Genomic DNA, 24,908 nt, shown 5'->3' with positions numbered 1-24,908 from the left:
CCATTCGCGATCTCCATAGTGAACAACCATCACCGCCGGGAACTACCGCTAATACTTATAAGTACATCATAATCTTTTGCTAATGCAACAATATTTTTACTTGTCGTTAACTTAATGTCTATCTTATCACCAGAGACAGTCTCTTGCAGAGAGATGACAGAAATATTTCAGTCACGCACCAAGCATAAAAAATAATTTGTTCATTCATGAAGATGTCAGAAAAGCCCCGCTTTACTGCGGGGCATCATCATCAGGCTTCGATCAGGGCCTGTCCCAGATAATGGTCTGCGGTTTTGACGCCCGGCAAAGCAAAGAAGTATCCCCCACCAATCGGTTTGACATACTCTTCGAGTGCTTCGCCGTTCAGACGTTTCTGCACCGTCAAAAAACCTTTTTCCAGGTCATGCTGATAGCAAACAAACAACAGTCCCATATCCAGCTGACCGGAACTGGTCACGCCGAGTGAATAGCTATAGCCACGGCGCATCATCAAACTGGAGTCAGTCTCTTTGGTGCGAGGATTTGCCAGACGGATATGGCTGTCGAGCGCAATCACCTCACCGTCAGGATCGTTGGCATAGTCAGGCACATCGTGCTCGTGCCGCATACCCAGCGGCGCGCCGGTATGTTTATCGCGACCAAAAATCGTTTGCTGCTCTTGTAGCGGCGTACGATCCCAGAACTCAACGCGGAACTGAATGAGCCTGACGGCCTGATAACTCCCACCTTGCGCCCACGCGGGTTCACCCTGCCCATCCGTCACCCACACGACCTCTTGCATCAACTTCGCATTCGTAGCGTCAGGATTCGCGGTGCCGTCCTTAAAGCCAAGTAAGTTGACCGGGGTCTCTTTACCCTTACTGCGCGCGCCGTGGTCGGAAATAAACCCTTCACGTTTCCAACGTACGCTGAGGAGATCAGGCGTATGTTTAATAATATCGCGCAGCGCATGGATGACGGTGTCCTGCGTGTTGGCACAAATCTGCAGCAGCAAATCACCATGACACAGCGCCGCATCCAGCGAATCATTCGGGAAGCGGGTCATTTTTTGCAGCTTTTTCGGCATCTGCGATTTCAGACCATAACGTTCATCAAATAGCGAGGAGCCGACTGATAACGTCATCGTCAGGTTGTCTGGTGCAATATATGCGCCGAGGATACCGGAATCCATAGGGGGGAGACGCGGATTCGGCGTATCCGGCGCCGGCCCGCCGGTAGTCAGAAACGCAAATCGGCTGGTCAGTAACCGGAACAAACGTTCAAGATCGGCTTTATCGCTGGCGAGCACATCGAACGCCACCAGCATCATTGATGCCTGCTGCGGCGTCAGGATCCCAGCCTGATGCTGACCATAAAACGGCTGCGCTTCGCTACGCGCATCAGGGGACAGCGTTCCCGGCGCGCTTTGTGGTTTTTGCGCGTGAGCAACCGGACACCCACCCGCCAGCGCCAGCGCCCCACCCAGAGCGCCCATCCCTTTCAGTAAACGTCGGCGTGACGGTTCGCTCACGCCGTTTTCATAATCTTGCTGCATAGTGCTTAATCCAGGCCCAGAACACCGCGTAATTGCGACAAATCTTCCGCCAGCGTCGTGATCGGCCCTTTCAGCGCATTGCGATCGGCATCGGTCAGTTTGTCATAAGTTTCAAAACCGTCTTTGGTACGGTACTTACTCAGAATGCTATCGACTTTTTTGAAGTTCGCATCCACCTTCGCCAGCAGTTCAGCATTGGATTTTTGTAACTGAGGACGCAGGAGATCGACAATTTTCTGTGCGCCATCGACGTTGGCCTGGAAATCCCACAGATCGGTATGGCTGTAGCGATCTTCTTCCCCGCTGATTTTGCTGGCAGCGACTTCTTCAATCAAACCGGCTGCCCCGCCAACCACTTTTGACGGTGGGAAGGCCAGTGCGCTAATGCGCGTTTGCAGATCGATAACGTCACTGTTCAACTGATCGGCGTATTTATCCATACCCTTGGTGGTATTGTCGCCAAACAGCGCTTTTTCCAGGCGGTGGAAACCGGTGAAATTAGGATCAGCGGCTTTTTGCTCGTAGTCGTCTTCACGGGCATCGATGCTGCCGTCGAGATCGGAGAACAATTCAGCAATCGGTTCAATACGCTCATAATGCTGACGCGTTGGCGCATACAGCGATTTCGCTTTTTCCACATCGCCGGCTTTAATCGCATCGGTGAAGGCTTTAGTCCCCGTAACCAGCTGCGCGGTTTCTGCTGTCACATAGGCTTTGTATCCGGTAATCGCACCGTCCAGGCTCAGTAGAGCATCGCTCTGCGCAGCATCCGCCGTTGCGCTACCTTTTACGATCAGTTTGCCTTTCGGGTTAGTCAACAGACCACAGGTCATCTCATATTCGCCAGGCTGCAGATTAGCCGTCATTTTCTGGCTAAAGCCTGGCGCAATGTTTTCACGCTCTTCAACCACCATGACGCCTTTAAGAATTTCCCACTCCAGCGCTTTCTGACTATGGTTCTGGATGATGAATTGCGTTTTCCCGGCGTTAACCGTGAGGGTCATCGGCTCACACTGTTTGTCGTTAACCGTGACTTTTACCTGCGGAATATCGGCGGCTTGAGCAGAAAAAGCGGATGCAAACAGCACAGCAATACCCAACTGCAGCGCACTACGGCGAAAATGAAGCGTCATAACCTGGCCCTTTAATAAGTATGTTGTAACTAAAAAATATTCTGCATCGCATTTTTATCAGGGTGCGGTACGCGATGCCGTAGTACCTGAGCGCGGCGGTAGTGCAAACATAACCAAAGCTGGAATCAGGTAGATAAACCAGACAGCAACTTCACTGACGCTTGGCGCTTCCTGATAACCGAAAATACCTTCCATTAATGTGCCAAACAGCGAATGCGTCGAAAGCACGCTACTCATGTCGAACGCCACATCCTGAAAATGATTCCACAATCCGGCTTCGTGGAAAGCGCGGATCGCCCCAGCGGCAAGACCGGCAGCTACCAGCAAAATGAACAGGCTGGTCCATTTAAAGAATGCCCCGAGGTTGAGGCGAATGCCGCCGAGGTAAATCAGGTATCCCAGTACCACTGCGGTAGCCAGTCCCAACATCGCGCCTAACGGCGGCCAGATGCCGACATCCTGCTGGAATGCCGCCAGCAGGAAGAACACCGATTCCAGCCCTTCTCGCGCAACAGCAAAAAAGACCATCATCACCAGCGCCCAGCCGTGATGATTACCGCGTTGCAACGCGTTATCTACAGCCTGTTCAAGCTGGACTTTGACGTTGCGGGAAATTTTACGCATCCAGAACACCATCCAGGTGAGGATCACCACGGCAATGACCGCCACGATGCCTTCAAACAGCTCCTGTTCTTTTTGCGGAAATTCACCGGTGGTTTCGTTGATGAAAATCCCTAACGCCAGGCATAATGCCGCCGCCAGCAGAACACCAATCCACATCACCCCAATCCATCGACCACGCTGAGTCCGTTTCAGGTAGCTGGCAATCAGGCTGACAATCAGCGCGGCCTCTAACCCTTCGCGCAACATAATGAGAAATGGAACAAACATGCGAAGAACCCTTAAACGTTATTCTCGGTCAATTGATGAAAAGAAAAGTAAATTACAGTGATAGTGATTATCATTACAGCAAAGAAAAACTCAAGCAGAATGTTTTGAGAATGATGACTTAATGTAAACAGTTAGGCGGGTAATGGTTATGCAGGTTTGCGGGGGCGCAATAAAAAGCCCGCGCACGGCGGGCTTCAGGGACAGGAGATAAATTATTCTGCCTGTAAACGCGATGGCGGAGCTGAGTGATAATGGGCGTCAGCCTCGGCAAAACGTTGCTGCATAGCAGTTGAAGGTGCTTTACCCAACAGGCTGAAGACCACAATCCCGATGCTGCCGAAAACAAAGCCCGGGATGATTTCATACAGACCCAGCCAGGCGAACTGCTTCCAGACGATTACCGTTACCGCGCCGATGATCATCCCTGCCAGCGCGCCGTTGCGGGTCATACGCGACCACATTACCGAGAACAGAACCACCGGGCCAAACGCCGCGCCGAAGCCCGCCCAGGCGTAGCTTACCAGGCCCAGCACGCGGTTCTCCGGGTTCGCCGCCAGCGCGATAGACACCAGCGCCACGACCAGCACCATGATGCGACCAATCCAAACCAGCTCTTTCTGGCTGGCATTTTTACGCAGGAACGCTTTGTACAAATCTTCAGTGATTGCACTCGAGCATACCAACAGCTGGCAGCTCAGCGTCGACATCACCGCAGCGAGGATCGCAGACAGCAGAATACCGGCAATCCACGGGTTGAACAGGATTTGCGCCAGTTCAATAAACACGCGCTCGGCGTTCTGATTAACGGCACCGGCCAACGTCGGATTGTTGTTAAAGTAAGCGATACCAAAGAAGCCAACGGCAACTGCTCCTGCCAGACAGAGGATCATCCAGGTCATACTGATACGGCGAGCATGAACAATACTATGATGAGAATCTGCCGCCATAAAGCGCGCCAGAATATGCGGCTGACCGAAATAGCCCAGACCCCAGCCCATCAGCGAAATGATGGCAACAAAATTCAGCCCTTTGAACATGTCCACGTTCTCAATGCTCTTTTGTTTAATCACTTCCAGTGAATCATCGAACCCACCCACGCCAATAATAACCATCACCGGCGTCAGGAGCAGGGCGAAAATCATCAGGCTGGCCTGGACAGTATCGGTCCAGCTTACCGCCAGGAAACCACCGATAAAGGTGTAAATGATAGTCGCGGCCGCCCCCGCCCACAGCGCGGTTTCGTAGCTCATACCAAAGGTGCTTTCAAACAGACGCGCCCCTGCCACAATACCGGAAGCACAATAGATGGTGAAAAACAGCAGAATAACCAGCGCGGAGATAATACGCAGAATCCGGCTTTTATCTTCAAAGCGTCCGGTAAAGTAATCCGGTAACGTCAGTGCATTGTTATTGTATTCGGTGTGTACGCGTAAACGTCCGGCCACCAGTTTCCAGTTGATCCATGCGCCCAAAATAAGACCGATAGCGATCCAGCTTTCTGAAATCCCCGACAGGAAAATTGCGCCAGGCAGCCCCATCAGCAGCCAGCCGCTCATGTCAGATGCCCCGGCGGATAACGCGGTCACGAATGGACCCAGACTGCGCCCACCAAGAATGTAATCGTCAAAGTTTTTGGTCGAACGCCATGCAATAAACCCTATCAATATCATGCCGAAAATATAGACACAGAATGTCACTAACATCGGTGTGCTAATAGCCATCAAAACTCTCCAAAATTATGTATCAGCAATGCCGTGGCTTGCCGTTTTATTACCCTGCCGGAACGTGGCAAAGATATCTATGTTTACCAGGCGACCGTATCCTGCCGGAAGCGATGGTTATTCACAATCGATTTAACACACCATTTACATCAAATTTAATCCAGAGTAGATAGCATTTTTCTGTAGGTTGCACTCTCTCACATTTTTTTTGGTTGCACCTTTTAAAAGTGTTAACTACCGCAGAGAAAAAGATTCAGTAACTTTTTCAGTCCCTGGCATAACGATCATATTTATTAACATTTCATTCATTTCCAAGCTTGCAAACCAAGTCACATTTAACATGGTTGCACAAAGTTGCAACATGGTGGATATTTCTCGGTAACTATCAGACCCGTATTTAAGTACAACAGGAGTAAATGGCATGGGAACCACCACGATGGGGGTTAAGCTGGATGACGCCACTCGCGAGCGTATTAAAACAGCAGCATCACGAATCGATCGCACACCACACTGGCTGATTAAGCAAGCCATCTTTAATTATCTCGAAAGACTGGAAAATGACGATGCGCTTCCTGAACTGCCAGCTCTGCTGGCGGGCGCTGCGAATGAGGGTGAGGAATCCACCACGCTGCAGAATGAAGCGTATCAGCCTTTCCTGGAGTTCGCCGAACAGATCCTGCCACAGTCTGTTTCACGCGCAGCAATTACCGCCGCGTACCGCCGTGCCGAAACCGACGCAGTGCCAATGCTGATGGAGCAGGCTCGCCTGCCGCAGCCCATCGCCGAGCAGGCGCATAAGCTGGCGTACAGCCTGGCCGATAAACTGCGCAACCAGAAGACCGCCAGCGGGCGCGCCGGGATGGTACAGGGTTTATTGCAGGAGTTCTCTCTTTCTTCGCAGGAAGGTGTCGCGCTAATGTGTCTGGCCGAAGCCTTGTTGCGTATTCCTGATAAGGCAACCCGCGATGCGTTAATCCGCGACAAAATCAGCAACGGTAACTGGCAGTCGCACATTGGACGCAGCCCGTCCCTGTTCGTCAACGCGGCGACCTGGGGGTTGTTGTTTACCGGTCGTTTGGTTTCTACGCATAACGAAGCCAGTCTCTCACGCTCACTGAACCGTATTATCGGCAAGAGCGGTGAACCGCTGGTGCGTAAAGGCGTCGATATGGCAATGCGCTTAATGGGTGAGCAGTTTGTCACCGGGGAGACCATCGCCGAAGCGCTGGCTAATGCGCGTAAACTGGAAGAAAAAGGCTTCCGCTACTCTTATGACATGCTGGGCGAAGCGGCGCTGACCGCCGCTGATGCTCAGGCTTATATGGTTTCATACCAACAGGCGATCCACGCCATTGGTAAAGCCTCGAACGGTCGTGGTATCTATGAAGGACCAGGTATTTCTATCAAACTGTCGGCGCTGCATCCACGTTATAGCCGCGCGCAGTATGACCGCGTCATGGACGAGCTCTATCCTCGACTGAAATCGCTTACTCTTCTGGCACGTCAGTACGATATCGGCATTAACATTGACGCTGAAGAAGCCGACCGACTGGAGATCTCCCTCGATCTGCTGGAAAAACTGTGCTTTGAACCTGAGCTGGCGGGCTGGAACGGGATTGGCTTTGTAATCCAGGCTTACCAGAAGCGCTGCCCGTATGTGATTGATTATCTCATTGATCTGGCTACACGCAGCCGCCGCCGACTGATGATCCGCCTGGTCAAAGGCGCGTACTGGGATAGCGAAATCAAACGCGCTCAGATGGACGGTCTTGAGGGGTATCCGGTCTACACCCGTAAGGTGTACACCGACGTCTCCTATCTGGCCTGTGCGAAAAAACTGCTGGCCGTCCCCAACCTGATCTACCCACAGTTTGCCACCCACAACGCCCATACGCTGGCGGCCATTTATCAGTTAGCGGGTCAAAACTACTACCCAGGGCAGTACGAGTTCCAGTGCCTGCACGGCATGGGTGAGCCGCTATATGAGCAGGTCACCGGCAAAGTCGCTGATGGCAAGTTGAACCGTCCATGCCGCATTTATGCGCCGGTCGGCACGCACGAAACGCTGCTGGCGTACCTGGTGCGTCGTCTGCTGGAAAACGGCGCCAACACCTCATTCGTCAACCGTATTGCAGACACCACCCTGCCGCTGGATGAACTGGTTGCTGATCCTGTCGAAGCCGTTGAAAAACTGGCACAGCAGGAAGGTCAGGCCGGGCTGCCGCATCCGAAGATTGCCCTGCCGCGAGACCTGTACGGTAAAGGCAGGGAAAACTCAGGCGGACTGGATTTAGCTAACGAACATCGTCTGGCCTCGCTGTCTTCTGCCCTGCTCAACAGCGCGCTACAAAAATGGCACGCCAAACCAATGCTCGAACAACCAGTCGCTGACGGTGAAATGACGCCAGTCGTCAACCCGGCTGAACCGAAAGACATTGTCGGTTACGTGCGTGAAGCGACACACAGCGAAGTGGAACTGGCGTTGCAGAACGCGGTAAATAACGCGCCGATCTGGTTCGCCACGCCGCCCCAGGAGCGCGCCGCTATTTTGCATCGCGCCGCCGTGCTGATGGAAGGTCAGATGCAGCAGTTGATTGGCATCCTGGTGCGTGAAGCAGGTAAAACCTTCAGCAACGCCATTGCGGAAGTACGCGAAGCGGTCGACTTCCTGCACTATTATGCCGGCCAGGTCCGCGATGACTTTGATAATGAAACTCATCGTCCATTAGGCCCGGTGGTCTGTATCAGCCCATGGAACTTCCCGCTGGCTATTTTCACCGGACAGATTGCCGCCGCGCTGGCAGCGGGCAATAGCGTGCTGGCGAAACCGGCAGAACAAACCCCGCTGATTGCCGCTCAGGGCATCGCAATCTTGCTTGAAGCGGGAGTCCCTCCGGGCGTGGTGCAACTGTTGCCCGGTCAGGGTGAAACCGTTGGGGCGCAGCTCACTTCCGATGAGCGCGTTCGCGGCGTGATGTTTACCGGCTCCACAGAAGTCGCCACGCTGTTACAACGCAATATCGCAACCCGCCTTGATGCTCAGGGGCGCCCAATCCCACTTATCGCCGAAACGGGTGGGATGAACGCAATGATTGTCGACTCCTCCGCCCTGACGGAACAGGTCGTGGTCGACGTCCTGGCCTCTGCATTTGACAGTGCCGGACAGCGCTGCTCCGCGCTGCGCGTCCTGTGTCTGCAGGATGATGTGGCCGACCACACGCTGAAAATGCTGCGCGGCGCGATGGCGGAATGCCGCATGGGCAACCCGGGCCGCCTGACGACCGATATCGGGCCGGTTATCGATGAAGAAGCGAAAAACAATATTGAGCGCCACATTCAGTCTATGCGCGCCAAAGGACGTCCGGTATTCCAGGCCGTGCGTGAAAACAGCGACGATGCCCGTGAATGGCAAACAGGTACCTTTATCGCGCCAACGCTTATCGAGCTGGAAAGCTTCGACGAATTACAAAAAGAGGTGTTCGGCCCGGTACTGCATGTCGTGCGTTTCACCCGTAACAATCTGGGCAGCCTCATTGAGCAAATTAATGCCTCCGGCTACGGCCTGACGTTGGGTGTGCACACCCGTATCGATGAAACCATTGCCCAGGTCACGGGATCGGCACATGTGGGTAACTTGTACGTTAACCGCAATATGGTCGGTGCCGTCGTCGGCGTGCAGCCATTCGGCGGCGAAGGCTTGTCAGGAACCGGGCCAAAAGCAGGTGGACCGCTGTATCTGTATCGCCTGCTGGCTAACCGTCCGGAAAATGCGTTAGGCATCACGCTTGCGCGTCAGGATGCAGACTACCCGGTTGATGCGCAGCTAAAAACTGCACTCATTCAGCCGCTGGAAGCGCTCAGTGAATGGGCAACCGATCGTCCATCGCTGCGTGCGCTCTGCCAGCAGTTTGGCGAACTGGCGCAAGCCGGTACCCAACGTCTGCTGCCAGGCCCCACCGGCGAGCGCAATACCTGGACGCTGTTGCCGCGCGAACGCGTGCTATGTATTGCCGATGACGAACAAGATGCACTGGTACAGGTTGCCGCCGTGGCTTCCGTAGGTAGCTTAATCCTGTGGCCTGATGATGCATTCCATCGCGACCTGGCAAAATGCCTGCCAACTGAGGTTTCCGGGCGCATTCAGTTTGCCAAAGCAGACAACATCACCTCGCAGCCGTTTGATGCCGTTATTTTCCACGGTGATTCCGATCAGCTTCGCGCATTGTGCGAAGCGGTGGCGGCCCGCGAAGGGGCGATTGTCTCGGTCCAGGGCTTTGCCCGCGGCGAAAGCAATATTCTGCTGGAGAGGCTGTACATTGAGCGCTCCCTGAGCGTCAATACCGCCGCTGCCGGGGGGAACGCCAGCCTGATGACAATCGGTTAAGGTTGTGGTTAATTAAGGCTCCGGTAACGGGGCCTTTTTTGTAAAGTCAGAGGGAAACATGAAACGAATTTTACTGACATGTGCAGCGCTGCTGCTTAGCGGCCAGGTACTGGCGGATGACTGCGCCAGCGCGAACACGCAGATTGAAATGAACACCTGTGCGGCAGGACAGTTTAAGACGGCAGATGCCAAACTGAATGAAACCTATCAGAATGCGCTGAAGCGCGCCGCCCCAACCCAGCGCGATTTACTGAAAAAAGCGCAAAACGCATGGATAACCTTGCGCGATGCGGACTGTGCGTTAATCAGTTCCGGTACCGAAGGCGGCAGTGTCCAGGCGATGATATCCAGCCAGTGCCTGACGGATAAAACCAACGAGCGCGAAGCGTTTCTCGCCTCGCTCTTACAGTGCGAAGAAGGTGATTTAAGCTGTCCGTTACCGCCGGCCGGTTAACGCACGCGGATCCCTTCAATAATCATTCGCTGCACGCTCTCAACGGTTTGGTTAAAAAAGGCTTCATCACGCAGCGTTGCGCCCGTCACCGCCTCCACCTGTGGAGCAAAATCGGCGTAATGCTGGGTTGATGCCCAAATCATAAAAATCAGATGGTGCGGATCGACCGGCGCCAGCTTCCCGCTTTTAATCCACCCGGCGATCAGCGCGGACTTCTCATCAATCAGCGTTTTGAGATCGCCCGTTAATTCAGCCATCAACAACGGTGCGCCTGCCAGCATCTCCATACAAAACAGCCGTGACGCCTGAGGGTAATCCCGGGACACTTCCAGCTTAAGACGAATATATTCTTTGATGGCCACCAGCGGCGCAAAGTCTTCGCGAAACGCCTTCAACGGTGCCAGCCAGATGTCGAGGATTTGCCGTAAAACGGCAATATAAAGCACCTCTTTTGACGAGTAGTAATAAAGCAGATTGGTTTTTGACACCCCCGCCTGCTCAGCGACCTGTTCGAGGCGCGTGCCGTGGATCCCATATTGGGAGAAGATATTTAATGCCGCGGTTAATATGGCCTGGCGTTTTGCACTGACGGCCTGCGAGCGCTTACCTGTTTTTTTCTCTGCGCGTTGAACCATGCGCCCTCTCCTTCTTGTGAGGGCGTCAGCATACCAAATCACGCGGTGAATGGTTAAATTAAAGCGACTCCGGCGGTACCTCTTGTACCACCGTTTTTTTCTTTTTGAACTTTAGTTCACTGACCAGCACGCCAACAATAATGAAGGCCGCGCCGAGCAAAGCCAGGAGCGGTAAGCGTTCCCCCGCCAGACGACCAAAGATCCCTGCCCATACCGGCTCGCCGGTATAAATGACCGTCGCGCGCGTCGGCGAAACGCTGCGCTGCGCCCAGTTCATGGTAACCTGGATAATCGCACTGAAAATCCCCAGCCCCAACGCCACAACCAGCAATCCGGTAGACATCGACGGTACGGACTCTCCGGCAGGGGCCATCGCAATAAACGCCACGATAGAAGCAGTTGCCAGTTGTACCACTGTTACCCGCCGCACATCCACTTTTCCCGCCCACGCGCTAATCAGGATAATTTCCGCCGCAATCGCCACCGCGCCAGCGAGCGTTATCCACTCCCCTTCGCCTAAAGCCAACACATTGCCTCCCGGCCCGGCAAGGAAAATCAACCCGATAAAGGCCAGAACAATACCGATACACGGCATCAGTCCGGGCATACGTCCCAGACACAACCATTGTAAAAGCGGTACCAACGGCACGTACATCGCAGTAATAAACGCCGATTTACTGCTGGGAATAAACTGTAGTCCCCAGGTTTGCAGACTATAGCCCAGCGCAATGGCGATACCGATTGCCACCCCTGCTTTGAATTCCAGCCACGTTAGCTGATGCAATGTGCGTAACGACAAAAGCGCGACCGCCAGCGCAGCGGTGGCAAAACGTACGCCAACAAAGAAAAAAGGTCCGCTCAGGGTAACGGCATATTGCACCGCCAGAAACGTGCCACCCCAGAACATGGTGATCACAATAAGGATCGCTTCCTGAGGTTTAACAGAGAAGGAATAACGAGAAAGTAATGACATGAGACACCCGATTAACTGAATATCGTTAGTCTGCGTTGCGTTTTGTTACAGTTCAACCTTGCAGATAAAAAAAACCGCCGGAAAAACCCGGCGGCGGTGGCTTCGTAACGTCTGACTCTGATCCTCAGCCGTCACGCTATATCTGACAGATAACCTGGCAATTACGATTTGTTGTTGCCGTGGCTATTTTTGCCCCCTTTTTTGCCTGCCTCTGAAGCGCGTTGCGGGTCATTCTTAAAGTTGCCCCCGCTGTGCTGGCCACCTTTTCGACCTGCTTCTGATGCTCTTTCGCGGTCTTCCGCAAAGTTACCGGAACCGCCCCGATGGTTTGCCATTACTGACCTCCGTCATTGTTTAGACATCATATTGCATAGGTACTGAGGAGTGATACCTTACGCAGCGTTATGGGCGATGCCCTGAAAATAACTGCGTGGGATTAAGCATAGTGAAGCATGGCCTGAACAATGGCTGGCTGTAATATTCTGCAACAGGATAAGTGGCGATATACAAATAATCACCACAAGAAATCAATAAGCCTTTCTTATCATTACTGAAATCAGCGCGTTTAAATATGTATCATTTTGCTACAAAACGTGGTTGTGTAAAAATTGTTATAAATCAAAGAAATGATTGTGAAATTTGCACTCCTGACAGTACGTCATATCTTTAAATGTAGGTAGCGAATCGCTACGGACACGGTTAACTCGAGGAGTAGTGTAAAATGGCAAAAGTTCTGGTGCTTTATTATTCCATGTACGGACACATTGAAACTATGGCCCATGCAGTCGCAGAAGGCGCAAATAAGGTAGATGGTGCGGAAGTGATTATTAAGCGCGTACCAGAGACCATGCAGCCTGAGATTTTCCTCAAGGCTGGCGGCAAAACCCAAAACGCACCAGTCGCAACCCCGCAAGAACTGGCTGATTACGACGCCATTATTTTTGGTACCCCGACACGCTTTGGCAATATGTCCGGTCAGATGCGCACCTTCCTCGACCAGACTGGCGGACTGTGGGCTTCTGGCGGCCTGTACGGCAAACTCGCCAGCGTATTCAGCTCAACGGGCACCGGTGGTGGCCAGGAACAAACCATCACCTCAACCTGGACTACGCTTGCCCACCATGGGATGGTGATTGTGCCCATCGGTTACGCGGCGCAAGAACTGTTTGATGTCTCTCAAGTTCGCGGCGGTACACCTTACGGCGCAACGACCATCGCCGGAGGCGACGGCTCTCGCCAGCCAAGTCAGGAAGAATTATCTATCGCCCGCTATCAGGGTGAATATGTCGCGGGTCTGGCAGTAAAACTCAACGGCTAATCTTCAACAGGAGGATTCGAATGCCAACTCAAGAAGCGAAAGCTCATCACGTCGGTGAATGGGCAAGTCTGCGCAATACATCGCCGGAAATAGCCGAAGCCATTTTTGAAGTCGCGAATTATGACGAGAAACTGGCGGAAAAAATTTGGGAAGAAGGTAGCGACGAAGTACTCATCAAAGCCTTTGAGAAAACAGACAAAGATTCGCTCTTTTGGGGTGAACAGACTATCGAACGCAAAAACGTCTAGCGCTCTGACTCCCCCGCGCTCGCGGGGGAGTTTTTCTTTTACTTCGCCGCCTCATTCAATACGCTGTCGAACTTATCTATCGGACAAAAACCATCCGCATCTATCGGACATCCTTTCAGCTCCAGCGTTACGCGCTGCGCCGGAGACTTCAGCGTCAGGGCCTCAGCATTACGTAACTGCTGCGAGCTCTGATACACGTACTCGATCTTCATCAGGTCACGATTCGCGTTACTGTCATGCCAGCGCTGGAAGACTATCTTCCCGCCAATCGGCGTACGCTCGTTCTGATCGTGAAGCTGGTATGGTTTGAAATCCAGCGCAGTGAGCAGCGATGCGATGTTTGAGTCATGGCCCACCAACACGGTAATTTTCGGCGCTTTCACGCGTTCCGTAACCAACGCATTATCAATATATTTCACCAGCGGTTTGGCGACGTTCTGCGCCACTTCAGGGGAGGTGAACAGGCTGTCCTGATAGCCGTTTTTCAGCTTCGACAATACCTTCCATTGTTGATCGGATTTAATCTCGCCCCAGGCGACCTGGTCCATCGGGAAACCTTCGTAATATTGCAACGTGAAGGCATCAACCAGCGAATTCCCCACCTTCAGCGGCCCCGAAACACCAGGCTCCTGCTGATATTTCGCGCTGAACGTATCTTTGGCATCGGTCAGGGAACACTGCTGCTTTTCTTTACAGGACGGTGAGTCCTTGTAGTCGGTCATTTGCTCAAGCAACTGATAGCTGTTGTTGAGCTGCATTTTGCTACGCTCTTTCTCCATTGCCTGAACGGCCTGCTGGCTGAAGGCGGCAGAATCATCGGTGATCACCGGGTTAAAGGTGGGATCCATGGTACCCATTTTTTCCTGATGATGAACCGGAACGTCACAACCAGGGAAAGCGCCGGTGACAAAGAACTGCGCCGTGGCGACCGTACGCTGCAGACTGTTAGCATAGGTATAGACTGTATCCGGTGCCGGACATTCGCCCGATTTCACCATCCCCTGCTCTGCCAGCCACTCCCGCATATAGTGGCCCATATAGATTTCCAGCACACCGCCTTTAGTAGTCAGTTGTCCGCCGGGGACATCCCATTCTGGCCATTGCTTGGGGGTGGACTGTTCAAGAACGCTGCCGTTATTGGCTAAAGGTGCGCGTAAGTTATGCCGACTCATCATCAATACTTGTTGAAGCTGATAGCCTTCCGGCGCGGTCTGAGCCTGCGCGGCGGTAGACAGTAATACAGCCCCTGCCACGGCTGCGGCGATTAACGATTTATTCATCCCTACGACCTCTTGTTGTTATCAATCACAACAGAGTGTGACAGAAATATGACATTTTTCCGGGAACGCTTTCGCAAAACGAATCATCTACCGCGTTGTTTTAACGCCGAACTCACTTTCAATTTTCCTGAAAAGCGAAGATAACCTATTCTGGACGTTGAACGCCGTGCCAGCTTCGCCAGGCAACGAAATATGTCTTCCCATTTACGGGGAATGATAAAAAAATGCCGGGTTTCCCCGGCACGAATATCAGAACGTTTTCGCCCACCACAACCGAAACTTCATGCCCCAGTAGCTGGTCCAACCGCTGGTTGTTGATACTACCCGTCCTTGTGACATCACCACCAATGTCGGTGTGACGCTAATATCCCAACTACGGGAGATGGCTCCGTTCGCATCATTGATCACCGGAAACTCCACGCCTTTATGCAACAGCCAGCGAGATACCTCGGCTTCACTTCCGGAGCGTAACGCAATGGTCATCACGTTTTCCCCTTCTGAACGCAGTCTGGCAACTTCCGGCGTTGTAAAGCGACATACACCGCACCAGCTCGCCCAGAAATAGAGCAACACTGGTTTGTCTTTACTGAGCGTCGCCAGGGTGACGGTTTCCCCCTCCAGCGTTTGCAAAGGCGTGCTGTCAAAAGAGGCAGGGACCTGCGGCGCGCGCCAGACATCCATCAGTAGCATCGTCCCTGCCAACAGCGCCAGTAAAATCAGTCCTTCGCGCAGCCAGCGGCGCAGCTTACTGAGCATTGGCCGCCGCCAGCTTTTCTTTTACCACTTCCTCAAGAGTTTCCCACGGCACTGCACCGGGAATAAGTTCATCGCCAATAATCGTTGCGGGAGTTCCCTGCACACCCACCAGCCGCGCCAATTGCAGGTTAGTGCTCAGCGTTTCCGCACTTTGGGCGTCCAACGTCACCGGATTGACACCCGCTCTTTCCTGCGCCTGTTTGATGCTGACGTCGGTATGGTAACCTTTCTTCTGCATCAGTTTTTCATGTAGCGCCGGAAACTGCTGCGGATGCTCACGCCAGGTAGTCAGCACGGTCCGCGCCGCAAGTTCCGAACTTTCCCCTTTAAACGGTAACGGTTTAATCACTACCGCCACGTCAGGGTATTTCTGCACTATTTTTTCCAGCATCGGATCCAGTTGCTTGCAGTATGGGCAGTTGTAATCAGTGAAGTTTATCAGGGTCAGTTTTGCCTGCTTTGCGCCAATCCGCGGGCTGTTGGGATCGTTGAACAGGGCTTCCTGAATTAATGCTTCAATTTGCTTTTCCTGTTCCGGAGTAAACGGTGCCGGCTCTTTCGCTACGCTGACGGCAGAAAACAGGGTTAACAGCAGAACAATCATCATCTTCATGGAGTGACTCCTTGGGCATTGGTCAGCGTTTGCAGTACCGCATCGCGGGTTAACAACGTGGGTAACGCCTGGCCTTCCGGCAGACCGGGGCCATAAATTTGGTTATACGGCACAGCAACCTGGCCGCGTTTTTTGAGAAATTCGGTGATGGCTTCAGAAGGGAGCGTCCAGTCGCCGCGCAACGCCACCACATCCGGTTGTTGTAAAGCGGCTTGTACGTCATCTGTATTCAAGACGTTGTATTTATTTACTTTACAGGTAATGCACCAGTCGGCAGTCACGTCAATGAACACGCGCTTATGTTGCGCCAGTGCATCCTCTATCGCCTGCTCGCTTAGCGGTTGCCAGTTCACGCTTTCTTTCGCGCCACTTTGCCCACCAAACCCTAAATGCGGGAGCAGCAGTGTCGCAAGCCAGATAGCCGAACCCAGCATCATCACACCGAGCAGACGCCGCAAAATATTCATCCAGCGCCCTGGACGCGGCAAACGCAGCGCCAGACCGGGACGCAGGGCCACGAGCAGCCACGGCAAGCTCATCCCCACCCCAAGTGCGATAAACAGCCCCCACAATGTTGGCAGCGAAGCGGTTAAAGCTACCGCCACCGCTGTTCCCAGAAACGGGGCGCTGCACGGCGTAGCAAGCAGCGTCGCAAATGCGCCTTGCCAGAAATGTCCCGACAGGCCGTTGCCGCCGTGAGTCGCCAGCGTCGTGGTCATCGCCGACGGCAGGCGGAATTCAAACCAACCAAACAGGCTGGCACTGAACGTCAGCATCACCAATACCATCACGCCAATGAACCACGGATTCTGAAACTGGATCCCCCAGCCGAGCGCCTGATTGGTTAAACGCAACACCGTCATCAATAGCGCCAGGGCCATAAAGGAAACCAGTATTCCGGCTACCGATGCCAGAAACTGACGGCGGATCTGGCGACGGCTTTTTTCCTCAACAAGCAAAATTGAGCCCAGCTTCATGCCCAGAACCGGTAACACACAGGGCATCAGGTTGAGAATCAAACCGCCCAATAACGCCATTAACACCACCTGCCACAACGGGAGTGAGGCGTTTTCAATAACCGGGGCTTCGCCAATCGTAAGACGACTTTCCTGGGCAACACCGTTATCCGCCAGAACCAGCGTGACTGACTTACCGCGTAAATCCGGCGCGCCTTCCCCCCAACCGTCATGAACAGGTACCGTAGCGCGTAGGGTCTCACCTTCGACGTGAATTTGCGGCATACCAAAATCCGCATCATCAACGGTATCCAGAAAAAGTTCAGGCTGAGTCCAGCCGCCCTGGCGATGAGCTTCGACGACTAACTCTCCCGCCCGCGCGCCGGCGCTCAGAGCATCGGTCAGGCCGCTGGCCAGCGGAACCTGCCCCATCGCCTGAGCATAGTCATGCGCAAAAGCCGGGTCCTGAGCTGTGGGCGTCACGGAAAAGGGAAAATCCGTCAGCAGGCATACGTTGCTACAGGTAGATAGCGTCAAAATACCGTTGAGCGTGGCAGGTGATCTGCCGCGCACAACCATTGGGAACGTCACCTGATCGTGATACCCCTGGGTAGTAATGTTTGCAACTTCAAAGCGTGCAGGGGTTGGCCAGAACCAGTCGACCACGGGCATTTCCCCTTGCCAGGCGACAGAAGGTGCGACCCCGCCCTCACCCGGCGAACGCCAGTAAGTTTTCCAGCCATCTTCCAGTTTAACATCCAGCAACAGACGGGTTTCGCCACCAGCGGACGTATCAGCGCGTAACCGTACGCTGGCGTGATCGTTATCGGGTGAACGCAGCCAGCCGGGTTCAGCCGCCCAGGATACGGGCAGCCATAGCAATAACAGACAGAACAACGCCTGCCTGAAAACAGTCATCATAAATTTTCTCCGTGAATAATTATCTAACAGTCAGCAACAGCTGTTCTGTCATTCACGGAAGACACAAAATCGCAGATGTACCCTGAGAGTGGGGGGCGAGATGGCTCGCGGTGGGAAAAAAGGCAAACGAAATGCCCGCACTGGCGCCAGCAGCGACAAAAGCAGACACAGCACCAGAATAGCGCCTTCAAACAGTACAGGAGGTGCGGCAAGTAACGACTTCGCGCTCAGTTCACACGGGGTAACGGGTGAGGCCTCATCGGTCTGAGCGGGTGCGCTTACGACAATGCTGGCGGCAACAGTGTTCATCTGCAACGCATGCAGACCTGCCATGCGTTGTGCGGTGCAAACCATCACCACAACACATGCCAGACAGAGGAACCACCATCCCATCCGTTGACGTTTCGCCATTATACCCTCACTGATTGATGCGAGTTATCTTAACCACTCGCCAGGTTTTGGCAACCTTTGTGCTGTAAAGTTATGTCCTGCTGTCGGCTGGATATACCGCAATTTCAATCAGATTAAGATCGGGATCTCTGATGTAAACCGAGCGAATCGCTCCTGTCGCGCCAGTGCGCGCCACCGGTCCCTCAACGATATCGATCCCATGCGTTTGAAACGTTGCCATCACTTCATCCAGCGTACGCGTGGTGATAAAACACAGATCCAGCGCCCCCGGTGTAGGTAGATAAGCTTTGGGTTCAAACTCTTTTCCCCGAATGTGGAGGTTAATCTTTTGATTACCAAAGACGAAGGCTTTGCGCCCTTGCGCGAAAGTTTCCAGCCTCATTCCTAATAGTTCGACATAAAAACGTACGCAAGCCTCTTCATTATTGGTGGTCAGTACCAGGTGATCCAGGCGGTCAATCATAACGATATCCATTTGGTTGCTCGTCTCTGACACTTACCCTATTCATTCCTGTGCGACAAGAAAATCTTTCAGATACTTTGGCATAATGTATGCGCAACGCCTTACCACTCACGTTTTACAAGCGAAATGATAATGACTCTATTTTCGCCTTTATTCATTACACTATAACATTGCTAAAAATAACCACATAAATATCACGGAAGTTATTATTCACTATTTGCGAAGAATACCCGTGAGTATTTCTATGACTGCACATAAATAATGACCACAACTTACGAATGCGTAAATGAAAGTAAGGGTCAGCGCATTTTCAGGTCATTATCGTATTATAGCCAGACGCAATGAATGGTGTATTCATTCGCCGAAATTTGTTTGTTAAATGTTATTTAGAGTATATGGAAATGAAAAAATATTTATTACCCCTGATTGCGTTACTTTTTACAATGAGCGCCCAGGCAGCATCATTTACCGACGGCAAAGAGTTCATCTCACTGGAAAAACCTGTCGCTTCCGCACCAGCTGCATTGAAGTTTTTCTCATTCTATTGCCCTTCCTGTTATCAGTACGATGAAGTTTTTGAAATCACCGATAACGTGAAAAAAGTCTTGCCTGCTGATGTAAAACTCACCGAATACCATGTCGACTTTTTAGGCCCGTTGGGGCAAGACATGACGCATGCCTGGTCCGTCGCCATGCTGTTGAATGTACAAGATAAAGTTAAACCGTTGCTTTTTGATGCCGTGCAGAAAAAACAAACCATTAAAACAGCGGACGATATTCGTAACGTATTTATCAGCGCGGGCGTCAGCGCCAGTGATTATGATGCCGCATGGAACAGTTTTGCCGTGAAATCACTAACCGCAAAACAGCAAGAAATGGCTAAAGCTGTAGATTTAACCGGTGTGCCCGCCATTTTTATCAACGGTAAATATATGATCAATCCGAAAGGACTGAAATCGGATGACCTGAACTCTTTTGTGAAGAGCTACGCAGATACGGTCCGCTATCTGATCACCAAATCCTGACCTTTCGCTAATCTCACTTTTCGCACCACACAACTGGCAAAAAGTGCTGTTGGTGGTGCGCAATCACATCATTTATACCAATATCCTTTCTTCCCGGTTGGCATTCGCCGTTATCAGGATTACCCTAAACTTAGCGGTGTTACCTGTTGTCGGGGTACACCTTCTTCAAGTGTTGATTTACACGAGAGAACGCTATGGAATTAAAGGATTATTACGCCATTATGGGCGTGAAACCGACAGACGATCTCAAGACAATCAAGACCGCCTATCGTCGACTCGCCCGTAAATATCATCCTGATGTCAGCAAAGAGACTGACGCTGAGGCCCGGTTTAAAGAGGTTGCTGAAGCCTGGGAAGTCCTGAGTGATGAACAGCGACGTGCCGAGTACGACCAGCTGTGGCAGCATCGCAACGACCCACAGTTCAACCGTCAATTCCAGCAAGGTGAGGGGCAAAGCTACAGCGCCGAAGATTTCGACGATATCTTCTCCTCCATTTTTGGTCAGCATGCACACCAGCCGCGCCAGCGTCATGCCAGCCGCGGACACGATATTGAAATTGAAGTTGCGGTGTTCCTGGAAGAAACGCTTACTGAGCATAGCCGCACGATCAGTTACAACCTGCCGGTCTACAACGCATTCGGCATGGTAGAACGTGAAATTCCCAAAACGCTGAATGTGAAAATTCCGGCTGGCGTCGGCAACGGTCAGCGTATCCGTCTTAAAGGCCAGGGCACCCCAGGTGAAAACGGTGGGCCGAACGGTGACTTGTGGCTGGTAATTCATATTGCACCGCATCCGCTGTTCGACATCGTTAATCAGGATCTTGAAGTGGTGGTTCCTCTGGCACCATGGGAAGCCGCATTGGGCGCGAAAGTAACGGTTCCTACGCTAAAAGAGAGCATCCTGCTGACCATTCCAGCGGGTAGCCAGGCCGGGCAGCGGTTACGCATTAAGGGCAAGGGCCTGGTAAGTAAAAAACACACTGGCGATTTGTATGCAGTGATCAAAATCGTCATGCCGCCAAAACCAGACGACACCAGCGCCGCCCTGTGGCAGCAACTGGCGGATGCACAAAAGTCCTTTGATCCGCGCAAAGAGTGGGGGAAAGCATAATGGCTAACGTCACCGTCACCTTTACTATTACCGAATTTTGTCTGTACACCGGGGTATCAGAAGAGGAGCTGCATGAGATTGTCGGCTTAGGAGTGATAGAACCCCATGAAGACGAAACGTTCGACGATCATGCGCTAACCATAATGCGTCGCGCGGTGCGCCTGCGTCAGGAACTGGAGCTTGACTGGCCAGGAATAGCCGTTGCGTTGACGTTGCTGGAAGAGAACGTTCAACTGCGGCAGGAAAATCGCCTCCTGCGCCAGCGGTTGTCTCGTTTTATCAGTCATCCTTAAATTCTCAGGGCCGGCATGGGGCTGGCCCTTTTATTGTCCGAAACCTGCTCTTAATGACATTAAGCAGTAGATAGCATACAGTCAGTGATAAGAATTTTCGCAAACACTAAGACGTTGAGTCATGCAGCTTAAGCCCCTCACAAAAGGTCGTTTTCACAATATCTGGCAGCAGGATGATGCCTTAATTGAGAAGATATTCCAGGAGCTACTCTCTGAAACGCAGATTATCCACGAAGATGAGTATCTCTATCACCAGGGACAGGTAGTCGATCGACTTATCATGGTGCAATCAGGGAGAATTTCCCTGCGTTACAGTGCGGAAAATGGTCGCCGTTTTCAGCTTGGCGCAATGGAATGCGATGAGCAACTGTTTGGTGAAATGGAGTTTTTTACCGGGTATCGCTGCCAGCTCGATATCGTGGCCGAAGAGCCGCTGACCGTGGCGGTGTGTAGCTGCGAACGTCTGGAAGAAGCGCTGAACCAACATCCCAGACTGGCGATATTTTTTGCCAGTGCGATGGCGATTGATTATCAGGATATGCTGGAAATCTTCCTGCACCGGATGCTCTACCCTATCGTTCATAACGTGGCGTATGACCTGTATCGCCAGCATCAGAACAAACAACCGATGGATGGTTTCCATAAAAAATATCAGGAAGCAGAACGATTCGGTACCACCGATCGGGTCTATCGGCGGGCGGTTAAAGCCCTGACGGATGCCGGGTTGGTAACGCGCACGAAACAAGGACTGGAAATTAAGGATCTGGATGGGCTACGAAAATTCCTCGGCAATGACATCATTGACTGACACACCATCCCCGCAAAGAGGGTAAGTGTGTCAGTTCAGCACAATCAGAATTTATAGCTGAGGTTGAAATAGTGACCGAGTCCGGTGGTGCGCCCTGCTCCACCGTGATTTTCCATCAATGCCATGTTACGGAAATACTTAAGGCCATAACCTACCGCATAATGCTCTGAATGCCAGTAGATGCCGTTATACCATTCAATCGCGTTATTGCTGTATAACGGTTGATTAGCAATCTTGTTAGCGGCGAACTGATAGTCAAAGTAACCCTGATAATTCAGGTAGCTGCCGTTGGCAAAGGTATAGAACGGCGTCGACCAGTTGGTCGAGAACATATAGCCATCCCACTTGCCTTCATTATCCGCACCGTAGTTTTCTCGCACATAATGCGCATAGATGTTCATTCCCACAAGGCCAAACCACGGAACCTTAACATCCGTGCCCAGACCGACATAATGCTCAAATAACTCCCGGTCGCCAATGTTATTTACCGTTGCGATATAGAATTCGTTAAACGGCCCAACGGATAAATCCTTATTAAAAAGAGCATCCAGGGAAAACCGTGGGGATATCTTGGCGAAGAAGTTATCGCCGCCGTGGCGGTCATCCTGCTTGCGGTCCAAAATATCGAAGAAATCGACATAACCATACAGATCGATAATTCCGGAACGTGCCCCAAACTCCAGTTCCAGATAAGTGTCATTACGAATACCATATGGCACTTTCGCATCCACACTTTGCATTAAGTTCATCTGCATCCAGTTAAAATCATTTTTTCGGATGTTGCCATCGGTATAATCAGCAGCAAGCGCTTGCGTACAGCTCATAGCAACGACTGCGCCCAGAACAGCTTTTTTAATCATTAATTTATTCTTCAGCATTTTCAATTCCTTTGAGCAAGGTTGAGTGCCACCCCACCAAATAAATGGTGTGGCGACTGACTATCTAATTAGAGAGGTAAGTGTTATTACTGCACTTTGTTACGTTTAAGTCTTAATGTACCTATCAACATGATAAAGATAATTAAATATAATACTGGTATTGCGTACATGATTTTCTGCAATCCCATTGTTTTTTCCATTAACGCACTGATCGCTGGACTAAACATGGCCCCGGCGCTACCGCTAATTAAAATATAAGAAACGTTCTGACTACTTGCGCGCTTCACAAATGAAACTCCATAGGCGATGAAGGAGTTATACAGCGCCGCACAAACAAATCCGTAACTATATGCCAGATAATCAAGTCCGGAGATATTTTCTTTCGATACAATAATGGTAGTAATTACGCAAGCGAGCAATATAATACTCAACAGGAAATAATGTATCCTTACACGAGAAACAATGACGGTTGATACTAACGCCCCAACCAACGCCGCTCCCCAGTATTGCGTAATAATATTGCCAGCTTCTTCAAAAGGAATGCCAAATTTGTTCTTCACAAATAATGGTGCCCAGGTCAGGAAGGTATACAACGCCAACATACCTAAGAACAGACCAATTCCTCCGCTGATAATCCCTGGGTTCCACTCAGATTTCACCGCGTCTGTCCGATCCTCCGCAGGTGCGGTTTCACAGGCAGTAAAACGAGTGAGCGCCACAACACCTAACGTAAGTAAGGCCACCATACCAACGCTCAGATAGCTGTAACTCCATGACATATTGTGCGTCAGGGCGAAGGTGGTGATCAGCGGGAAAACAACGCCTGCGACGTTAAAGGTGGCGTCTTGCACCACCAGCATCGTACTTTGAATGCGATCCTGCCACACCGAAACGACAATCGTTCCCGCCACGCACAGACCAATCCCACCGCAGAATCCCACCAGAGTCATGGCGACCATCACTGGCCATAAGCCAGGGCTTAAGTGCATTGCCAGAGCGCAAAGGAACACTATCGAATAGATAATAAACGTCATTCGCTTGACGCCAATTTTTTCTATCAGGAAAAAGGCAGCAATGGTCCCAGCTAACGCCCCACCGTTAAGCAGCGAAAATATCGAAGCAACGGTATTCACATCAGCACTGTAACGTACCGCAATCGGTTCAATCAGCATTCCAAACTGACTGGCAAACCCCGCCATAATAAAATTTGCCAGAAAACTAATCAGTGTAAGCGCTATTTTATTCTTCATATAATGACATCCCTGATTGGTTCAATTAAAAGCCTATGCTAAGCCGTAACGGCTGTATTTAGCGCCAGCTCAATCATATTTTTAAAGGTTAATTGTCGTTCCTCTGCCGTGGTTTCTTCGCCTGTCAGGCAATGATCGGACACCGTTAAAATAGCCAGTGCTTCAATATTAAATTGGTGTGCTAAGGCGTATAAGCCGGCCACTTCCATATCCACACCCAGTACACCAAACTTTTCCAGTGCCGGAATGAGGTTTTCGTCAGGATCGTAATAGAGATCGCCACTAAAAATATTGCCGACTTTAATGTCAATCCCGGCCTTCTGCGCCAGCATCCACGCTTGTTGTAGTAATGGGAAGTGAGCGGATGTCGCCATCGTGTAGCCCGCGCTACGTTTTAAATTTGTGACAGAGTCCGTTCCGGCAGCAAGAGCCAGGATAATGTCGCGCATTTTTACATGCTGTTGTGTTGCCCCCAGGCTACCAACGCGAATAATTCTCTTCACATCAAAATCATGTACCAACTCATGGGCGTATAGCGTCATAGACGGAATACCCATGCCGTGTCCCATCACCGAAACAGGTTGCCCAAAATAAAGACCGGTATAGCCCAGCATATTGCGCACGTTGGTAACTTCGCGGTAATCCATAAGATAATTTTCGGCAATAAATTTAGCGCGCAGCGGATCGCCCGGCATAATCACGGTTGGCGCAAAATCACCCGCTTTAGCATTAATATGTGCAGTCATAACAATTCCTGAATTATGAGTATTGGAGATATGCAGGGATTGTAACCAGACGTTTGAAGAGGATTGAGGACAAAAGTCCTGCTCAGAGGATCGGCCTCTCAT

General features: G+C 51.6%; 24 protein-coding genes. 8 read left to right on the top strand and 16 right to left on the bottom strand.

Annotated elements, in window-relative coordinates; genetic code table 11:
• Positions 1-250: 250 nt before the first annotated feature.
• From efeB to putP, 4 genes are all read right to left on the bottom strand, one after another.
• The gene (gene efeB / locus On2M_RS12755; RefSeq protein WP_210904918.1) at positions 251-1,534 is read right to left on the bottom strand and encodes an iron uptake transporter deferrochelatase/peroxidase subunit; all 1,284 of its coding nucleotides are present in this window, start codon (positions 1,532-1,534) and stop codon (positions 251-253) included.
• 5 nt (positions 1,535-1,539) lie between these two features.
• Positions 1,540-2,667 carry an iron uptake system protein EfeO gene (efeO, locus tag On2M_RS12750; protein ID WP_210904917.1) on the bottom strand — a complete coding sequence of 376 codons (1,128 nt, stop codon included), beginning with the start codon at positions 2,665-2,667 and terminating at the stop codon, positions 1,540-1,542.
• 57 nt (positions 2,668-2,724) lie between these two features.
• Complete coding sequence (efeU, locus tag On2M_RS12745) at positions 2,725-3,558, bottom strand: iron uptake transporter permease EfeU (protein ID WP_210904916.1); 834 nt, start codon at positions 3,556-3,558, stop codon at positions 2,725-2,727.
• A gap of 212 nt (positions 3,559-3,770) precedes the next feature.
• On the bottom strand, positions 3,771-5,279 hold the full coding sequence (putP, locus tag On2M_RS12740) for a sodium/proline symporter PutP (protein WP_210904915.1): 1,509 nt from the start codon (positions 5,277-5,279) through the stop codon (positions 3,771-3,773).
• A gap of 421 nt (positions 5,280-5,700) precedes the next feature.
• On the opposite strand from putP, the gene putA reads away from it, so the two are divergent.
• Together putA and On2M_RS12730 are read left to right on the top strand one after the other, a co-directional pair.
• On the top strand, positions 5,701-9,663 hold the full coding sequence (gene putA, locus On2M_RS12735) for a trifunctional transcriptional regulator/proline dehydrogenase/L-glutamate gamma-semialdehyde dehydrogenase (protein WP_187259685.1): 3,963 nt from the start codon (positions 5,701-5,703) through the stop codon (positions 9,661-9,663).
• A 58-nt stretch (positions 9,664-9,721) separates the two neighbouring features.
• Positions 9,722-10,117, top strand: a complete 396-nt coding sequence (locus tag On2M_RS12730) for a lysozyme inhibitor LprI family protein (RefSeq protein ID WP_151217984.1) — start codon at positions 9,722-9,724, stop codon at positions 10,115-10,117.
• On the opposite strand, the gene rutR is transcribed toward On2M_RS12730, so the two are convergent.
• The 3 genes from rutR to On2M_RS12715 form a co-directional block, all read right to left on the bottom strand.
• On the bottom strand, positions 10,114-10,752 hold the full coding sequence (gene rutR, locus On2M_RS12725) for an HTH-type transcriptional regulator RutR (protein ID WP_151217983.1): 639 nt from the start codon (positions 10,750-10,752) through the stop codon (positions 10,114-10,116). The two genes, On2M_RS12730 and rutR, sit on opposite strands and share 4 nt — an antisense overlap.
• A gap of 58 nt (positions 10,753-10,810) precedes the next feature.
• A complete protein-coding gene (locus tag On2M_RS12720) occupies positions 10,811-11,725 on the bottom strand; it encodes a DMT family transporter (RefSeq protein ID WP_187259687.1) in 915 nt (304 codons plus the stop codon).
• A gap of 161 nt (positions 11,726-11,886) precedes the next feature.
• Positions 11,887-12,060, bottom strand: a complete 174-nt coding sequence (locus On2M_RS12715; protein ID WP_003036022.1) for a general stress protein — start codon at positions 12,058-12,060, stop codon at positions 11,887-11,889.
• A gap of 386 nt (positions 12,061-12,446) precedes the next feature.
• Between On2M_RS12715 and wrbA the strand changes: the two genes are divergently transcribed.
• Positions 12,447-13,043, top strand: coding sequence for an NAD(P)H:quinone oxidoreductase (gene wrbA, locus On2M_RS12710; protein WP_003832057.1), 597 nt, complete (start codon positions 12,447-12,449; stop codon positions 13,041-13,043).
• A gap of 20 nt (positions 13,044-13,063) precedes the next feature.
• The gene (locus On2M_RS12705) at positions 13,064-13,291 is read left to right on the top strand and encodes a YccJ family protein (RefSeq protein ID WP_061067654.1); all 228 of its coding nucleotides are present in this window, start codon (positions 13,064-13,066) and stop codon (positions 13,289-13,291) included.
• Between the two features lie 38 nt (positions 13,292-13,329).
• On the opposite strand, the gene agp is transcribed toward On2M_RS12705, so the two are convergent.
• From agp to On2M_RS12675, 6 genes are all read right to left on the bottom strand, one after another.
• Positions 13,330-14,571: a bifunctional glucose-1-phosphatase/inositol phosphatase gene (agp, locus tag On2M_RS12700; protein ID WP_187259688.1), complete on the bottom strand. Its 1,242-nt coding sequence runs from the start codon at positions 14,569-14,571 to the stop codon at positions 13,330-13,332.
• A 249-nt stretch (positions 14,572-14,820) separates the two neighbouring features.
• Entirely contained in the window at positions 14,821-15,327 is a 507-nt protein-coding gene (locus On2M_RS12695; RefSeq protein ID WP_210904914.1) for a protein disulfide oxidoreductase, read from the bottom strand.
• The gene (locus On2M_RS12690; RefSeq protein ID WP_151217980.1) at positions 15,317-15,940 is read right to left on the bottom strand and encodes a DsbA family protein; all 624 of its coding nucleotides are present in this window, start codon (positions 15,938-15,940) and stop codon (positions 15,317-15,319) included. The genes On2M_RS12695 and On2M_RS12690 overlap by 11 nt, the downstream gene beginning before the upstream one ends.
• Positions 15,937-17,817, bottom strand: a complete 1,881-nt coding sequence (locus tag On2M_RS12685) for a protein-disulfide reductase DsbD domain-containing protein (RefSeq protein ID WP_210904913.1) — start codon at positions 17,815-17,817, stop codon at positions 15,937-15,939. The genes On2M_RS12690 and On2M_RS12685 overlap by 4 nt, the downstream gene beginning before the upstream one ends.
• Before the next feature lie 48 nt (positions 17,818-17,865).
• On the bottom strand, positions 17,866-18,228 hold the full coding sequence (locus On2M_RS12680; protein WP_151217979.1) for a copper resistance protein: 363 nt from the start codon (positions 18,226-18,228) through the stop codon (positions 17,866-17,868).
• Between the two features lie 70 nt (positions 18,229-18,298).
• Entirely contained in the window at positions 18,299-18,703 is a 405-nt protein-coding gene (locus On2M_RS12675; RefSeq protein WP_151217978.1) for a VOC family protein, read from the bottom strand.
• 389 nt (positions 18,704-19,092) lie between these two features.
• Between On2M_RS12675 and dsbA the strand changes: the two genes are divergently transcribed.
• From dsbA to On2M_RS12655, 4 genes are all read left to right on the top strand, one after another.
• Positions 19,093-19,716: a thiol:disulfide interchange protein DsbA gene (gene dsbA / locus On2M_RS12670; protein ID WP_151217977.1), complete on the top strand. Its 624-nt coding sequence runs from the start codon at positions 19,093-19,095 to the stop codon at positions 19,714-19,716.
• A gap of 194 nt (positions 19,717-19,910) precedes the next feature.
• The gene (gene cbpA / locus On2M_RS12665; protein WP_151217976.1) at positions 19,911-20,831 is read left to right on the top strand and encodes a curved DNA-binding protein; all 921 of its coding nucleotides are present in this window, start codon (positions 19,911-19,913) and stop codon (positions 20,829-20,831) included.
• Complete coding sequence (cbpM, locus tag On2M_RS12660) at positions 20,831-21,124, top strand: chaperone modulator CbpM (RefSeq protein ID WP_151217975.1); 294 nt, start codon at positions 20,831-20,833, stop codon at positions 21,122-21,124. Before cbpA ends, cbpM begins: the two co-directional genes overlap by 1 nt.
• A 121-nt stretch (positions 21,125-21,245) precedes the next feature.
• A complete protein-coding gene (locus On2M_RS12655; RefSeq protein WP_151217974.1) occupies positions 21,246-21,932 on the top strand; it encodes a Crp/Fnr family transcriptional regulator in 687 nt (228 codons plus the stop codon).
• Positions 21,933-21,976: 44 nt separating this feature from the next.
• Here the strand turns inward: On2M_RS12655 and On2M_RS12650 are convergent, their stop codons facing one another.
• The 3 genes from On2M_RS12650 to deoD all read right to left on the bottom strand — a co-directional run bounded on the left by On2M_RS12650 (position 21,977) and on the right by deoD (position 24,806).
• Positions 21,977-22,810 (bottom strand): outer membrane protein OmpK, encoded by an 834-nt coding sequence (locus On2M_RS12650; RefSeq protein ID WP_151217973.1) that lies wholly within the window; start codon positions 22,808-22,810, stop codon positions 21,977-21,979.
• An 86-nt stretch (positions 22,811-22,896) separates the two neighbouring features.
• On the bottom strand, positions 22,897-24,060 hold the full coding sequence (gene tsgA, locus On2M_RS12645) for an MFS transporter TsgA (protein ID WP_151225181.1): 1,164 nt from the start codon (positions 24,058-24,060) through the stop codon (positions 22,897-22,899).
• A gap of 38 nt (positions 24,061-24,098) precedes the next feature.
• The gene (gene deoD, locus On2M_RS12640) at positions 24,099-24,806 is read right to left on the bottom strand and encodes a purine-nucleoside phosphorylase (protein ID WP_151217971.1); all 708 of its coding nucleotides are present in this window, start codon (positions 24,804-24,806) and stop codon (positions 24,099-24,101) included.
• Between the last annotated feature and the right edge of the window lie 102 nt (positions 24,807-24,908).

It is taken from the genome of Citrobacter sp. On2M (genome assembly GCF_018035235.1).
Taxonomy (GTDB): domain Bacteria; phylum Pseudomonadota; class Gammaproteobacteria; order Enterobacterales; family Enterobacteriaceae; genus Citrobacter; species Citrobacter meridianamericanus.
Note: the sequence above shows the minus strand (reverse complement) of the source record. Positions and strands in the feature narration are given on the sequence as shown.